Below are 14979 nucleotides of genomic sequence, written 5' to 3'. Positions count from 1 at the left end.
CTTTATCTGGTGCGACGCAATATTGCCGTAGTTCCTGAATACAACCCCCTGATACATCGGCCTGCGGCCTATCCGCAACGAGCCAAAGTGGTCGGTCCGGAAGGTGAAAGCATTTATGTCGATCAGTGGGGCCGGATTAAGGTTCGCTTTATGTTTACTCGTAATGAGGATCATGGACATGATGGCGGAGCCGGAAGCAATGACAATGACAGTGATTCTGCTTGGGTAGACGTACTCACCCCATGGGCAGGTGAAGGTTATGGCGCGCGTTTTCATCCGCGGATTGGTGAAATCGTGGTGATTGACTTCTTTGAAGGTGATGTTGACCGTCCATTTGTGGTGGGGCGGATTCATGAAGCGGAACGCCATCAGACCATGTTTGATATTCAAGGCCAGTTACCGGATACCAAAAAACTCAGCGGTATCCGTTCGCAGGAAGTGGCAGGCGAAGGTTTTAACCAACTCCGTTTTGATGACACCACTGGACAGATCAGTACCCAATTGCAGAGTAGCCATGGCGCAAGTCAGCTGAATTTGGGTCATCTCAGCCATCCAAAAGCTGCCGAGACCAGTGATGGGCGCGGTGAAGGTTTTGAGTTAAGGACGGATCAATGGGGTGCTGTTCGGGCGGGTAAGGGTCTACTGATTTCAACCCATCCTCAAGATCAAGCCAATGGTAATCATCTCAGTACAAATGAGGCAAAAACTCAACTGCAATCGAGTTTCGATCATGCTCAAGTATTGAGTCAAGTTGCGGAAAATCAACTGACTGATCCGCTAGAGATTTTAAACAATTTAAAGCATTTTTTAGAACAGATGGAACACCAGGATGAAGCTAAAGCAAATGCTTTTAAACAGGCTTTAATGATTCTGGCAGCCCCCAACTCCATAGCGTGTGTAACCAATGAAAATTTACACTTTTCAGCGGATGGGCAGATCAGTCAAACTGCTGGCGATGCGATTAATTTCTCAACACAAAAATCATTCATTGCCCATGCTCAAGACAAGATCAGTTTGTTTGCAGCGCAACAGGGAGTTAGGGCATATGCTGCGAAAGGCAAAGTCGAACTTCAAGCACAGGATGATGCCATTGAAGCGATTGCCCGTAAGGTGATCAAGCTGATTTCTACCGAAGATAAGATTGAGTTGACCAGCCCGAAAGAGATTGTACTGACAGCGGGTGGTTCACAGTTAAAGATTAATGGAGAAGGGGTTTTTACGACTACGGGTGGCAAGTTTGAAAGTAAAGCGGGGCAGCATAGTTTTGTGGGAGGGGCTAAAGTCAGTTATGAAGTTCCTCAGCTGCCGAATGCTTCGATTTATAGTAATAAATTAGATGTGTATGACTTGTTTTGGCAGAGTGATTTTAGCCAGCTTAGTTTCAAAGCCTTAATACCTGAAACGAATGCAGTTATCACTGGTGGGATTGATGAGCATGGACGAACTGGAAAAATATCAACTGTTGATCCCTCAAAGGTTCAGATATTGGTGGGTGCGGATGATGAGTGGGGTTTGAGTATTGAAGGTTACGATGCAGATGAACTAATAGATCAAAATAATAATTAAGGTATAAAAAATATGTCTAATAAGGCTTTAGCAACTGTACAAATTTTAGATGCTCTCGGTAATCCAATACCTAAGATTCATTATCAGGTTAGAAATCAGAAAACAGATCAGCATGTTGTAAAAGGCATTACTAATTCAAAGGGCTGTTTTTATGAAATTCAGCGGGATAAAGGAACGATTTTAGACGTATATGTGAAAAGTCTATTTGATGATGGTATGAAGAAAATAAAATCTTTTACTATGTCTAAGGATAGGATGCTAGTTAAGGTGATTAGCCCTAAATTACTCATTGACTTAAAAACTTTAGAAAATAATGGTAAACAAGGTGGTTATAAGCGCAAGACGCATACAGTTCAGAAAGGAGATACGTTAACTTCGATAGCACAACAGTATCAGACTACTGTCAGAGCATTAGAAAATCTGAATAAGCTTGAAAATATAAATAAAATTAGCATAGGTCAAATCATTAAGCTGCCAGTTAATACACCTGCAACAGGCAGTAAAATCAGTCAGGATAAAAAACCGCAGCCACTTAAAAAGCAGCCCGAGAATGCTAAGTCTCAAAAATCAGCACCACCTAAACATGATGCAAAAAAAGCCGATCAATCATCAGAACCTGGTTTAGAAGATTATAAAAATAGGGCATTGGAAAAGCTTAATGAATGGTATGAGGATGGGAAAAAAGCTTTAACTGAAGCTATTAAAATTGAAATGAAAGAGGACCGAAGTCAGGATGGCGGGACTCCCAAATCTGATGTACCAAATCTGTGTAAGTCATCACCTCAATGTATTTCAAGTGGTCAAAGTGAATTAATACGGGAAATTAATATCCGCTTAGCTGGCTTTGGAGGTGCTTTACCTACAGATAAATTTACTCCTTTAACAGAAGCTTGCATCAAACAGTTTCAGAGAGATTATATGGGTGTTCCTGAAACGGGTAAAATATGTGGCAGTTTTTTAGCGACATTGGATAAATTTTATTATGAATATCCAATATCAGGATTTATGAAAAAAGCTACATGCCCTTGTGGTAAATGTAAGGGGTATGGGAATAAAAGAAAAGGAATAAAGTCTGGCGCTAATACAGCGAATGAATATCCAGGATTACATAGATCACTAATATGGATAATCAAGGCTTTAAATTTTTATTTAAAAAATGAATTTAAATCACAAAGCTTAGAAGTGGCTTACATTGAGTCAGGTTATAGGTGTATTGAAGATAACAAGGTTAAAAAAAGAACAAGTGTAAACCATATGGGGCTCGCTATAGATTTACATTTTAATAAGAAAGGTGTGAGGACAAAAGATGTAAGTGATATGGAGTTCATTAGAAAAAAAGTAATTTCTACTAAAATGGGGGCAACAGAATTAAGAGTAACAGATAAAATATATTTAGAGCCTAAAGTCTTTGCTAGCGGGAAAAGTGGAGCTAATACATGGGTGCATTTTGATATTACCAGGTATTCAAATGAATACTTATTAGATCAATTTTTTAAGAAAACAGTAATAGATTTAAATGGTATTTCATTAATTGATATTGCGAAAAGAAGTGGCTCAAATAATTTATTAAGTTGTTCTGGAATATTATTGGGTAAAGATAATACTTCTAAAATTCCAGATAAAACTATTGATGAATTAGTTATTGAATTAGGGAATGCAATTGCTAGTGGTGAGGGTAGTTATGAAGCTTGGAATGCTGGGGCACCTGAAGGCAAAAGGGTTAAATTTGGTAAAATGATGGATACTATTGGAACCATTACAAGTAAAACAATAAATCAACTTTTAAAAGCATCTGAAGCTTATACGTGGGAAGATGAGAGAAGGCGTTTTGCCACGGGGAAATATCAAACAATTCCGGAAACTCTAACGGCTGCAAAAACAAGGCTAGGGTTATCTGGGGACGAGTTATATGATGCAAAGATGCAAGAAAAAGTCTTTAAAGAGCATTTGTTGGTAGGTCGTACATCAATTTATGAATTAATCACAACAGGTAGGGCAACGGTAAAATCGGCAATGACAGATGCGTCTAAAGAATGGGCCTCAATTGCGTTACCTAAAGGGGAAAAAAATAAATTTGGTGTTATCTCTGATGGTTCTATAGGCTACCATCAATCTAAAACTAATAGAGCGAATCCTCATTCGACTTCGAAAGTAAAAGAAATTTTTGAAAAAATCAAATTACACCACGTTGAGAAATAGGTTATAAAATGAATATTATAAATATTGCTGCATTATTTGTATTGGGATTAATATTTTCAGGTTGTTCTTATTCAAAAGAGAACTTGGGATCTAATAATACAAGTTCGAATAGAATATCAAAAGATAATGTTGTTATATGTCGAGATAACTCAATAAGTATAGATTTTTGTACGATGGATAAAATAAATCTTTATAATAAAAGAATTATTGAAAAAGCAAATTTTTCAAAAAATAAATTAATTTTGATTATTGAACAGAATAGAGATGTTGGTAAGGGTGAGATTAGGAAAATAAATTCAGTAGTTGCAATAGATTTAGATTCTAAAGTAGTAATACCATTGCCTCAGGTAGTAGGTAATTTTGTTGATGAGAGATTGGATGTTATTGAAGAAGAACGGCCTACTATAAAATTCTCTAAAGAAAATGATACAGTATGCTTATCGGGAACAACATACTCTATAAATGATAATAATATTAATGTAGAAAATCAGTGTTATAGGCTTAGTGGGAGAGTATTTTTAAAAGTTGAAAATCAAGTTTTAAAGCCTAGTGTTAAAATAAAGCAAGAATATAGCTCAGATAATCATTTTAAATGTTTGAATAATTTTAAGTTGTCAATATGTAAGAGTATTCATATAGTTGCATCTGATAAACTTGTTGAGAAGTTTAGCTTTGTTAATTCTAATGATGGTGATGGAGTGGTAATTGATTTTAATGATAGTGATCATTTTTTAATAATATCACCATTTCAAGATGATAGTGGTAGAAGCTTAAGGATAATGGAAGTTAAGCAAAATTCGTTAATAAAGGAAAAATTTGTAAGTGCCAACAAAAATGTTGAAATAGATGAGAACCTGCAGATGACTTATTATGAAGGAGGTAAAAAAATTAAAATATCTCTTAGATAATAGTAAAAAGCTGATTCTTGTCTGCCTCTTTAATTTAGCCTTCTCAAACTTCTTCTAGAAACTCCTCACTTACTGCAAAGTAATATTTACTAGCCATTGGAGTGAAAAAAATGCAACAAACGGTCGTGAATACCATCATCACGGTACTCAAAAATGCGGACTACTATCCTGTCGATAATCATTAAATCAAACGTAATTATAATTAACCCGAATCACGGATAAGAAATTGACTTGAAAATCAGAAGGACTAGAGCCATCAGTTGAGTTACCACACAAAACTCACAACTCTAGTCCTTATGTTCAATAGTACCGAATTATTCTGTGTAATGGATGATTTCTTTCTTAAATTTGAAGCAACTTATTGGAAATTTCTCAAGCAAAGCAATCACTGTTTAAGAAGCCGAAAAGCACAACTGAGTATCTCTGAAATCATCTTTATCACCATTTGGTATAAGTGTTCTCACTTCAATAATTTCAAAGCATTTTTTTTATGGTTGAAACAGGATAAAAGTCATTTATTTAAGAGCTTACCCTGTAACAACGCATGATTCACCTGATTAATATGCATCAATTGGCTCAACACGCTTTACATGTAGCTGTAATGAAAGCTCAACATAGCCAATATTTATGGATTGATTCAACGACTCTGCCTGTCTGTAAAAATCAGCGTATTCAGCGGCATAAATCATTAGCCAAGATCGCATCACGGGGTAAAAGTTCAATGGGGTGGTTTTATGGCTGTAAATTACATATCGTGATGAATCAATTAGGTGAAATCGTGTGTTCTGCTTTATCCAATGGGCATGTTGCTGATATTAAAATGGTTGAACAATTAGTTGAAGGTTTACAGGCGAAACTCTGTGCGGATCGTGGCTACATCAGTCAAGAATTAAAAAGTAAATTAAAAGAGCAAGACATTGATTTAATTACCTATCATCGAAAGAACATGAAGTCTGTTGAATTACCCGCATAAGATGAATATCATTTAAAACAGCGTAATAAAATAGAAACGTTATTCAGCTTATTGAAAGGGCAATACAATTTAGTGACGAGTAAAGCCCGTAGTATGAGTGGCTTTTTAAGTTGAATCTATCCCTCGTTATGTGCATATCAATTGAGCCACCGAAACAAGCCAATAATTCAGATTATGAAGTCATTGGCTTAAACAGGATCCGGGTTAGATAGTAAAGAAAAAAATATCATCACTACTTCAAATGGAAAAATTAGAGTTCGTGGTCATATTGGAAAATGGTTAAGGATAACAGTATATAAACCTGATGGAACTCCATTAAAATTTGTATATTATTTACAAAAAAGAATAAATGAAAGTTCTGTTAAGTTGCATTTAGATGTAGATATTACTAATGGAAGTACTCAGCAAGATAAACCAAACATTAATAAGCAGATCAAAGAAAATATTACTTGCAAAATTTGCGGGAAGTCTTTGAAGCTTGATATTGATTTTATAAAGAATATAGCTCCTAAAGCTAAAGCGGAATTTCAAGAAGGATTATTAACATTACCTGATTTTATGAAAAAATATGAAGTAAATTCTTGCAAAGATCTAGTCAATATCTTAGCTCAAGGACAAATAGAAACTGAAAATTTTACAAAATTAAGAGAAAGTTTGAATTATACGAAGAAAACTTTTAAGAAACCTGAAAATATTTATGCAATATCTCCAACGGCATAAATGCCGGTTTTGAAAGACGTGGCATGGCGAGTTATACTAGACAGCAGAAACTTGAATATATTTGGAATTATCTAGCTGGTAATGATGCTGCTTATGGTTTTCATTTATATGGAAATGAAAAGTATCCTAATAGAGATTATAGAGGAAGGGGGTTGTTACATTTAACTAATTTTACAGGCTATGAGGATTGTGCAAAAGGTACGGGTTTAGATATTATTAATAATCCTGTTCTATTAGAAAATAATTATAGTATAGCTATAGAAACGGGGACTTGGTTTTGGAAAAATAAAAAGAATGGAAAAATAGCCAGTCTTACGAAAAATGAAAGTATAAAAATTGATTCAGATAGTATAACAACTTCTATTACACATTTAGTTAGTGGTGGAGAAATGAAATTGGCTGAAAGAAAAATAGCAAAAAAATCTATTGCTAAAAAATTTATTGTTAAATATGGTGTATGTGAATGAACTATTCTTTGAAATACCTGCTATTTATTTTTTTATTTACACTAGAAAATTCTTCTCTTTATGCAAGCAATGTAATTAAATTAAATACATATCAATGTCTAGAGTCCAATGAAGTTTCTAATAAGTTAGAGGTCTATATTAGTGATTGCAATAGAAAATTAAAAAAAATTGACTTTTATGAAATTCCTAATAGTACTCCAAAAATAGATTACGTATTTTTTAATAATATAAAAGAAAAGAATAATGTTTTTATAGTGATTTCATATGATGAGAATTATAGAGATCCATTAAATAGATTTAACTATTTAGGTAGCTATTATATGGTGCGTGCATATGAGTGTGATAAAAATAATAATTGTAAAGAAAATGAAAAAGTATCTAATTTTTTTGGTAGTGGGGGGATATAGTAGACTTAGAAAATAAAAAAATAATATATAAGTTTCCTTATTCTAGTCAGAATAAATTGAAAAATGAATTAAATTCAAAATTGTTTAAAGATTGGAGAAATGGAAAGCTTAATATTGGAATTGTACTTCGAAAAACATTTATTAATGACGTTAATAATTTCACACCAGAACATGTTGGATATCTAATAAAAGGTGATAAATTCAAAATAAAAGAAATAAGTTCTAGATGGTTAAATATTGTATATACTAATAAAAGTGGTCGAACGACTTCAGGTTGGATAGCATGTGAAGATACAAATGTATGTAATTAATTTTTATTTTTAGAAATCTATTACGTACTTTGATTGACCTGAGAGAATTATATGTATTAGTTCAGACTTGATCGTATATTCTTCTTGAAAAAGAGAAAGTTACCCGTTTTGATAAAGGTGTCGAAATCTTAAGCAAACAAAGGTAACTTTCTTATTTTGCATACTAACAATCAAATCATCAAACACAAAGTAGGCTTACTCAATTTAGCCGAAGAACTTCAGAATGTTTCTAGAGCATGCAAAGTGATGGGTGTTTCCAGAGATACTTTCTATCGCTATCAGGAATTAGTACAGTCTGGTGACATTGATGCATTAATCAATAAGTCCCGTCGAGTACCAAATCTAAAAAACCGTGTAGATAATGCTACAGAGCAGGTGGTCATTGATTTCGCAATTCAATATCCAGCTTATGGTCAGCATCGTACCAGTAATGAATTACGCAAGAAGGGTGTATTTGTGTCAGGGAGTGGTGTTCGCTCTATTTGGTTCCGCCATGATTTGGAGAACTTTAAGAAGCGTTTAAAAGCACTCGAAGCTAAAGTGGCACAGGATGGTATCGAACTAAATGATCATCAGATTACTGCACTTGAGCGTAAGCATGAAGATGATGTGGCATGTGGTGAAATCGAAACAGCTCATCCAGGCTATTTAGGTGCGCAAGATACCTTTTATGTCGGGAATCTCAAGGGTGTTGGACGGATCTACCAGCAAACATTTATCGATACTTATAGCAAGGTCGTTCATTGCAAGCTCTATACAACCAAAACACCAATTACAGCGGCTGATTTGCTCAATGATCGTGTATTTTTCTATCAATCCCAGGATTTACCAATGCTTCGCATTCTTACAGACAGAGGAACCGAGTATTGCGGTAAGGTGGAACAACATGACTATGAGTTGTATCTAGCCCTCAATGACATTGATCACACGAAGACAAAAGCAGCTTCACCACAAACGAATGGGATCTGTGAACGCTTCCATAAAACAATACTGCAGGAGTTTTATCAAATTACATTTAGGAAAAAGCTTTATAGCTCGCTTGAAGAGTTGCAGACGGATCTAGACGACTGGCTGAAATTCTATAATACTGAACGGACTCATCAAGGAAAAATGTGCTATGGTCGTACACCATTTGAAACTTTACTTGATGGAAAACGAATTTGGGCTGAGAAGAATTTAGCTCAAATTTAACCTGACAGGCACAATAAAAAATGGGGAACTGTCAGATCAGGTTTGAGCTAGTACAAATTATAGTTATCAAATTTTTAAAAAAGTAGCTACATTCATAGCTACTTTTCTTATTATTTACCCTTCCAAAACTTCTTCCAATAACTCTTCACTAGGTGCAAAGTAATATGCACCATCCATTGGTGTTACAAAGTGCAGCAACGGTCGTGAATCCCATCGCCAGCTGTGCCAAACATATGTTCCAACATATGATCGATAATGCTTAAGTTTTTGGTATAGGCAATAAAGAATAAACCTTGGTCACCCCGACCGTCTCCATAAGGAAGAGAATGACGTAAAATTTCCATTTCTTCGCCTTCGTAATCTTCTATGATTAAATGGGAAATATAGATATTTTAGCGTAGGAAATGGCTTCCAAAAGACGAATCCATATTTACATCCGAAATTGAATTTTAATATCGCCTTTTTGCTTTAATAAATCTTTATTGTCTTGAATATGTTTAAAAATCATGGCTTGAACTGCATCATGCTGAAAACCAAGTGCATAGCCTTTAACGATAATGATGCTGGGTAAACTAAAAAAAAGATATTTTGCATCATCTTCAGAAGGGCTGCTATGTATGGCGTGTTCAAGCAAAGTTTGTTGAAAGAATTTTTTTTCGTTCTGTACCTGTGCAGAATCGGTATCATTCCAGTAGTTTTGGCGCATTGCCATTAAGTTATTATGTTGGTAGCTCATCTATCTCATCACCATTAACCATCAATTCGATGGCAACTATATTGGGGTAATTCCCCAGCTTTCAATTTAATAAATTTTAAACCAAGCCAAATTTAGTTTGGTTATTTTGTGTATAGGGAATAGGGCGGTAATTAACAATTTCTCATTTACTTAGCAAGGAAGTTTGCATTGTGATGAAAATCATCTTTTATCACTTTGCTTTGCATGAAAAGGCTAATAAAAACCCGCAAAACAAGGTATCATAAGGCGTTTTAAAAATTGACCTTGGAGATGCCTTAAGTGGATCAACTGACTATTAGCCCTGAACATTTACAGGAAGCCGCTGAAAACCTAAGCACAATTCGCGATTTTATCCGTTTTGGTGTTTCAGCTCTACGTCAATACGATGCACACTTAGGTCAAGGTACAGAAGACTTTTTTGCTGAAAGCTCGGCTTTAGTGCTTCAAACACTGGCATTGGACTGGAATGCCAATCCAGAAATTTTAGATGCGAAATTACTGCCAAGCGAAAAAGCAGAATTTATCAGCTTGCTGGAACGTCGTATCAATGAAAAAGTGCCAACCTCTTATTTGTTAAATCTGGCTTATTTCTGTGGTAAACCGTTTTATGTTGATGAACGTGTACTGATTCCGCGTTCACCGATTGCAGAATTGATCAATCAATGCTTTGCACCTTACTGTCTGGATGAACATGGCCAGATGCGTGAAGCTTTGAATAATCTTCCGGAAAATGATCAGCCACAAACTCCGCGTCGTATTTTAGACATGTGTACCGGTTCAGGCTGTATTGCGATTGCTTTGGCTTATGCATTCCCTGAGTCTGAAGTGGATGCCACAGATATTTCTAAAGAAGCTTTAGAAGTAGCGTCGATTAATGCTGAACATCACAATATGCAATATCAGGTTGCATTGATGGAATCAGATTTATTTGCAAAAATTCCTGCTGAAAATCAATATGATTTAATCGTATCGAATCCACCGTATGTCGATGCTGAAGATATGGCAGATTTACCGGCTGAATTTTTACATGAGCCAGAACTTGCACTTGCTGCAGGTCAAGACGGTTTAGACTTGGTTCGTAAAATGTTGGCTCAAGCCGCGGATTACTTGACTGAAGATGGTTTAATTGTCATTGAAGTGGGGAATTCTGAATGGGCAATGAAACAGAACTTTAATACTGTTGATTTCCATTGGTTAACTTTCCAAAAAGGTGGTTCGGGTATCTTTGCTTTAACCGCAGAGCAGTGCCGTAAATACCGTGATTTATTTGAAAAATCTGTTCAAGCATAAGGAGTTGTGAACATGGCGGGTAATAGTATTGGACAACTGTTCCGTGTAACGACTTGCGGTGAATCTCATGGTGTTGGTCTCATGGCGATTGTCGATGGTGTACCGCCAGGGATCGAACTGACTGAAGCAGATTTACAAAAAGATTTAGACCGTCGCAAACCGGGTACCTCCAAGTTTGCAACGCAGCGTAAAGAGCCGGACGAAGTCGAAATTATTTCTGGTGTATTTGAGGGTAAAACCACAGGTACATCAATTGGTTTATTGATTCGCAATACCGACCAGAAATCGAAAGATTATGGCAATATTGCGCAAACTTTCCGTCCCGGTCATGCCGATTATACCTATACCCAAAAGTATGGTTTCCGTGATTACCGTGGTGGCGGTCGTTCAAGCGCGCGTGAAACTGCAATGCGTGTAGCTGCGGGTGCAATTGCGAAAAAATATCTGGCTGAAAAGTTTGGTATCGTGATTCGTGGTCATGTCACACAAATTGGTACAGAAAAAACCGAAAAACTAGATTGGAATGAAGTTCCAAACAATCCGTTTTTCTGTGGTGATATCGATGCCGTGCCACGTTTTGAAGCTTTAGTAACGTCACTTCGTGAACAAGGTACAAGCTGTGGTGCGAAGCTGGAAATTCTGGCCGAGAATGTGCCTGTGGGTTGGGGTGAGCCGGTATTTGACCGTCTGGATGCAGATATTGCGCATGCCATGATGAGCATCAATGCGGTGAAAGGCGTGGAAATTGGTGATGGTTTTGCGGTTGCAGAACAGTTTGGTCATGAGTCTCGTGATGAACTCACTACAGAAGGTTTCCTGGCCAATCATGCAGGCGGTATTTTGGGCGGCATCTCAAGTGGTCAAACCATTCGTGTCGCGATTGCTTTGAAACCGACTGCTAGTATCACGACTCCGGGTAAAACCATTAACATTCAGCGTGAAGATACGGACGTATTGACCAAAGGTCGGCATGACCCTTGCGTGGGCGTGCGTGCAACTCCAATTGCTGAAGCCATGTTTGCAATTGTACTGATGGATCATTTTATGCGCCATCGTGCACAAAATGCCGATGTGGTTGCGCCGTTTGCACCGATTTAAACCGAAGTAACTCGTTAAGGTTAAGAGCTTTAATGATAAAAAAACCAGACTTTAAGTCTGGTTTTTTTATGGATAGAATATTATTTGATGATACTTTGTGATAATTTTCTTTAAATTCAATTTTTTAGAAGAATAATGCAGCCATTAAAATATAGACTGGCAAATGCCAGTGACGTTGAAAGCCTAGTTGCTTTGATCAATCAGGCATATCGCACCAATACAGGTTTAAGCTGGACCAGTGAACAGGAAATTGTCGCGGGAGATCGAATCAATCATCAGCAGTTATTGGAGAGTCTGAATCAGCAGAATTTTTCTCTATTTGTTGCTGAAATGATTGAGGATTTAGAACCTGCTTTAGTGGCATGTATTGGTCTAACCTTTCAGCAAAATGCCGTTGAAATAGGCACTTTTTGTGTTCACTCGCAGTGGCAAAATCAAGGCATTGGGAAGCAAGTTTTAGCATATGCTGAACAACAAGCATTCTCAATTTGTCCAACTTTGATCAGTTATGAAATGTATGTACTGGATGCCAGAACAGAGCTGATTGAATATTATGAACGCTGTGGCTATTCAAAAACAGCATATGTTGAGTCTTATCCGCTTGATGCCAATGTGGGGCAGCCATTGATTGATTTACAATTACAGCATATGTCCAAGTCTGTTTCTTAAGTGAAGTATAGGAGAGATTTACACCGTGCAAACTATCCAGAAAATAGCCTAATCTAAATCACTTAACTGAATTGATTTAATTTTAAATTTCTGAAAAATTTATTTATTTATATTTAAATAACAGGAATTAACAAATAAATGAATTTAGTGCTCGCGCATGGTATAAAAATTGCTCATATTAAGATAAGTAATTATTGCAGGAGAGATGTTCTTCTGTGAACACGCCGAAGGAGCAACGACCCCGGAAACTCTCAGGCAAAAGGACTGTAATAATTTCAAAAATCTGGAGAGAAGCATATTCAGCCAATATGCTCACCGAAGGGGATGGTCAGCGTTAATTTTAGCGTCATGATCGAAGCTCTCAGGTATCAATGACAGATGGGGCGCATAGAAATGTAGATCTACATTTCCAAGGAGTGTGCTATGTGTCATATCGTTGTGATTGGATCAGGCATTACCGGTGTTACCACTGCCTACGAACTCGCCAATTTAGGTTATAAAGTCACGGTTTTGGATAAGCATTTGTATCCCGCCATGGAGACTTCATTTGCCAATGGCGGACAACTTTCCGCCTGCAATGCAGAGGTCTGGAACCAAAAAGCCACAGTACTGAAAGGTATTAAGTGGATGTCCAATAAAAATGCCCCATTATTACTCAATCCTTCATTTGATTTGCATAAATATGGCTGGTTGATGGAATTTGTCGGCAATATCAAACATTATGAAACCAATACCCGCGATACGGTAAGAATGGCTTTATTGGCACGTGAACGTTTATTCGCTATTGCTGAACAGGAAAATATTCAGTTTGATCTGGAAAAACGCGGCATTCTACATTTTTACCATAGCAAACTGGATTATGAAGTAGCGACTCGGGTGAATACTTTACTGATCAATGGTGGTTTGGAAAGAATTGCAGTAACACCAGAGGAAATTAAAAGCATAGAGCCCAGTTTAAAGGGAGATTATTACGGCGGTTTTTATTGCCCTGGAGATGCGACTGGCGATATCCATAAATTCACCAAAGGTTTGGCTGAAGCCTCTGAAAAGTATGGGGTGAAATACCTGTTTGGCACGGAAGTGATGGACGTAAAACACCATAAAAAAGGCGTCACTGTGCTTTACCATGCCAGTAATGAAAACATGCATTCAGATGCAGCTGTGATGGAATCGCTGGAAGCCGATGCTGTGGTGGTTTGTGGCGGTGTTGGAAGTTATCATTTGGCAAATTTATTGGGTGATCGGGTCAATGTATATCCAGTAAAAGGTTATTCAATTACGTTGAATCTGAATGATGAAGAAAGTGTCAAAAATGCGCCTTGGGTCAGCTTGCTGGATGAAAGCGCTAAAATCGTTTCCTCACGTTTAGGCGCGGACCGTTTACGTGTTGCCGGAACTGCTGAATTTAATGGTTATAACCGTGATATTCGTGCTGACCGTATTCAGCCATTGACCGACTGGGTGAACAAGAACTTTGATATTACCACTGAAGATGTAGTGCCGTGGGCAGGTTTACGTCCGATGATGCCCAATATGATGCCGATTGTACGCCGCGGGAAACGTGAACGGGTTTTTTATAATACTGGACATGGCCATTTAGGTTGGACTTTGTCCGCGGCTACAGCAGTGATGATTAGTCAGCAAGTCGCATCGCAGCATCCTGTTTGAGTTATTAAGATAAATGAATTTTAGAGGATAAAAGCCATTTGGTTAGGCAATTAAAGTAATTGAATCTTTTAAATAAAAAAAACAGAGGCATGATGCCTCTGTTTTTAATAACTTAAGAAAATTTTTAATCATAAAGCCGGTATATACCCGCAAAACGCTCACAGCCTTTCTGTTCTGTTTTCACCGATAAAATCGCCTTGTTAAAATCGAAATGATATTTGCAATCGTGTTCATTATCGGTAATCTCACTTTTCTGGTCAGCCGTGGTGTAAGCCAAAAAAGGAATGGTTTGCGTTTCTAATTTATTGTTTGGATTGCGGTAGGCAATGCCTTCAATTTTAATTTTATCTTTGGTGAGCTGATGTACCTGTAAATGTACAGGCTGACTGGCAAATTGGCCATTTTCAAATTTCAAATAATGGTTGGTCAGACTCTGGTTCAATGAGGTGTAAAAATTAAGATCCTCAATCCGTATTTCAAATTGTTGCGTATAACAGTCCAGCGTTTTACATTGCTGTAAACGCTTAAACCATAAATTGTGGGTATCTTCTAGGAGGCGAACAGGTGCATCACTGACTAAAAAAGCCGTGACATAGTGGTTAGTTAGCTTTTCTCGTGATTCAGTAAAATTATCGGCACAAATTTTCTTCAAGAATGACGTATTTGGATCAGAACAATCGATGCCTTGAGCAAAAGTCATGGTTGAGCACAAACAGCCAATACTGAATAATGTGCTTAATGTTTTAATGAGATTAATATCGGTATTCACCAGCATG

General features: G+C 36.9%; 13 protein-coding genes, 2 pseudogenes and 1 riboswitch. Of the genes and pseudogenes, 12 read left to right on the top strand and 3 right to left on the bottom strand.

Going from position 1 to position 14979, the window contains the following annotated elements:
- The 8 genes and pseudogenes from B9T26_RS02685 to B9T26_RS02650 all read left to right on the top strand — a co-directional run.
- On the top strand, window positions 1–1566 hold a 1566-nt coding region (locus tag B9T26_RS02685), incomplete at its 5' end, for a DUF2345 domain-containing protein (RefSeq protein WP_143222989.1).
- Between the two features lie 12 nt (window positions 1567–1578).
- Window positions 1579–3765: a LysM peptidoglycan-binding domain-containing protein gene (locus tag B9T26_RS02680; RefSeq protein ID WP_086198262.1), complete on the top strand. Its 2187-nt coding sequence runs from the start codon at window positions 1579–1581 to the stop codon at window positions 3763–3765.
- Between the two features lie 8 nt (window positions 3766–3773).
- A complete protein-coding gene (locus B9T26_RS02675) occupies window positions 3774–4673 on the top strand; it encodes a hypothetical protein (protein ID WP_086198261.1) in 900 nt (299 codons plus the stop codon).
- A 296-nt stretch (window positions 4674–4969) separates the two neighbouring features.
- Window positions 4970–5838, top strand: a pseudogene (locus B9T26_RS02670) (IS982 family transposase).
- Between the two features lie 174 nt (window positions 5839–6012).
- Window positions 6013–6366, top strand: a complete 354-nt coding sequence (locus B9T26_RS02665; RefSeq protein WP_086198260.1) for a hypothetical protein — start codon at window positions 6013–6015, stop codon at window positions 6364–6366.
- Window positions 6367–6389: 23 nt separating this feature from the next.
- Window positions 6390–6833, top strand: coding sequence for a glycoside hydrolase family 19 protein (locus B9T26_RS02660; protein WP_086198259.1), 444 nt, complete (start codon window positions 6390–6392; stop codon window positions 6831–6833).
- A complete protein-coding gene (locus B9T26_RS02655) occupies window positions 6830–7240 on the top strand; it encodes a hypothetical protein (protein WP_086198258.1) in 411 nt (136 codons plus the stop codon). The genes B9T26_RS02660 and B9T26_RS02655 overlap by 4 nt, the downstream gene beginning before the upstream one ends.
- 464 nt (window positions 7241–7704) lie before the next feature.
- A complete protein-coding gene (locus tag B9T26_RS02650; RefSeq protein ID WP_086198257.1) occupies window positions 7705–8742 on the top strand; it encodes an IS481 family transposase in 1038 nt (345 codons plus the stop codon).
- Between the two features lie 114 nt (window positions 8743–8856).
- Here the strand turns inward: B9T26_RS02650 and B9T26_RS02645 are convergent.
- Both B9T26_RS02645 and B9T26_RS02640 read right to left on the bottom strand, forming a co-directional pair.
- A pseudogene (locus B9T26_RS02645) lies at window positions 8857–9107 on the bottom strand (peroxidase); the annotation flags it as partial.
- A gap of 65 nt (window positions 9108–9172) precedes the next feature.
- Window positions 9173–9478 carry a hypothetical protein gene (locus B9T26_RS02640; RefSeq protein ID WP_086198256.1) on the bottom strand — a complete coding sequence of 102 codons (306 nt, stop codon included), beginning with the start codon at window positions 9476–9478 and terminating at the stop codon, window positions 9173–9175.
- 279 nt (window positions 9479–9757) lie between these two features.
- Between B9T26_RS02640 and prmB the strand changes: the two genes are divergently transcribed.
- The 4 genes from prmB to B9T26_RS02620 all read left to right on the top strand — a co-directional run bounded on the left by prmB (window position 9758) and on the right by B9T26_RS02620 (window position 14203).
- Window positions 9758–10768 (top strand): 50S ribosomal protein L3 N(5)-glutamine methyltransferase, encoded by a 1011-nt coding sequence (gene prmB / locus B9T26_RS02635; protein ID WP_086198255.1) that lies wholly within the window; start codon window positions 9758–9760, stop codon window positions 10766–10768.
- 12 nt (window positions 10769–10780) lie between these two features.
- A complete protein-coding gene (gene aroC, locus B9T26_RS02630; protein WP_086198254.1) occupies window positions 10781–11866 on the top strand; it encodes a chorismate synthase in 1086 nt (361 codons plus the stop codon).
- Window positions 11867–12001: 135 nt separating this feature from the next.
- Window positions 12002–12535 (top strand): GNAT family N-acetyltransferase, encoded by a 534-nt coding sequence (locus B9T26_RS02625; RefSeq protein WP_086198253.1) that lies wholly within the window; start codon window positions 12002–12004, stop codon window positions 12533–12535.
- Window positions 12536–12722: 187 nt separating this feature from the next.
- A riboswitch (glycine riboswitch) is annotated at window positions 12723–12812 on the top strand.
- A 146-nt stretch (window positions 12813–12958) separates the two neighbouring features.
- Window positions 12959–14203 carry a D-amino acid dehydrogenase gene (locus B9T26_RS02620; protein ID WP_086198252.1) on the top strand — a complete coding sequence of 415 codons (1245 nt, stop codon included), beginning with the start codon at window positions 12959–12961 and terminating at the stop codon, window positions 14201–14203.
- Between the two features lie 124 nt (window positions 14204–14327).
- Here B9T26_RS02620 and B9T26_RS02615 read toward each other — a convergent pair whose 3' ends face one another.
- Window positions 14328–14978 carry a hypothetical protein gene (locus tag B9T26_RS02615; RefSeq protein WP_086198251.1) on the bottom strand — a complete coding sequence of 217 codons (651 nt, stop codon included), beginning with the start codon at window positions 14976–14978 and terminating at the stop codon, window positions 14328–14330.
- Window position 14979: the final 1 nt, after the last annotated feature.

The organism is Acinetobacter sp. ANC 4169 (genome assembly GCF_002135355.1).
Classification (GTDB): domain Bacteria; phylum Pseudomonadota; class Gammaproteobacteria; order Pseudomonadales; family Moraxellaceae; genus Acinetobacter.
The sequence above is the reverse complement of the archived record's forward strand: the minus strand, read 5'-3'. Positions and strand labels throughout refer to the sequence as shown.

Bases quoted from the DNA above. Each gene is read 5' to 3' on its own strand.
- B9T26_RS02680 (WP_086198262.1), top strand. From the start codon at position 1,579: ATGTCTAATAAGGCTTTAGCAACTGTACAAATTTTAGATGCTCTCGGT.
- B9T26_RS02675 (WP_086198261.1), top strand. From the start codon at position 3,774: ATGAATATTATAAATATTGCTGCATTATTTGTATTGGGATTAATATTT.
- B9T26_RS02660 (WP_086198259.1), top strand. From the start codon at position 6,390: ATGGCGAGTTATACTAGACAGCAGAAACTTGAATATATTTGGAATTAT.
- B9T26_RS02655 (WP_086198258.1), top strand. From the start codon at position 6,830: ATGAACTATTCTTTGAAATACCTGCTATTTATTTTTTTATTTACACTA.
- B9T26_RS02640 (WP_086198256.1), bottom strand. From the start codon at position 9,478: ATGAGCTACCAACATAATAACTTAATGGCAATGCGCCAAAACTACTGG.
- aroC (WP_086198254.1), top strand. From the start codon at position 10,781: ATGGCGGGTAATAGTATTGGACAACTGTTCCGTGTAACGACTTGCGGT.
- B9T26_RS02625 (WP_086198253.1), top strand. From the start codon at position 12,002: ATGCAGCCATTAAAATATAGACTGGCAAATGCCAGTGACGTTGAAAGC.
- B9T26_RS02620 (WP_086198252.1), top strand. From the start codon at position 12,959: ATGTGTCATATCGTTGTGATTGGATCAGGCATTACCGGTGTTACCACT.
- B9T26_RS02615 (WP_086198251.1), bottom strand. From the start codon at position 14,978: ATGCTGGTGAATACCGATATTAATCTCATTAAAACATTAAGCACATTA.